The organism is Halomonas sp. SIMBA_159, assembly GCF_046536035.1.
Taxonomy (GTDB): domain Bacteria; phylum Pseudomonadota; class Gammaproteobacteria; order Pseudomonadales; family Halomonadaceae; genus Vreelandella; species Vreelandella venusta_A.
On sequence record NZ_JAWJBT010000843.1, the window covers coordinates 1 to 262 of the forward strand.

Sequence of the window (262 nt, forward strand, 5' to 3'; positions counted from 1 at the left end):
GGTAGTTCATGATATCGGCCGCCGCCTTCATGCCGCCAATTTTCGCGGCCTGGGCACCGGCCTGGCCTGCAAACTGCTTCTCCATGATGTCGTTCAGCTCATGCAGGGCGGCAGGCTGAACTTCTTCCAGGTTCGCAATTCGCATCATCAGATCCAGGCGCACGCGCTCAGGGAACTGGGATAAAATCTCTGCCGATTGCTCAGGATCCAGATACGACAACACGATAGTCTGTATCTGCGGGTGCTCATTGAGAATGATGCT

General features: G+C 55.3%; 1 pseudogene. It reads right to left on the reverse strand.

Annotated features, from left to right (window positions below):
* Positions 1 to 223, reverse strand: a pseudogene (locus R0J87_RS21605) (flagellar motor switch protein FliG); the annotation flags it as partial.
* Positions 224 to 262 lie beyond the last annotated feature (39 nt).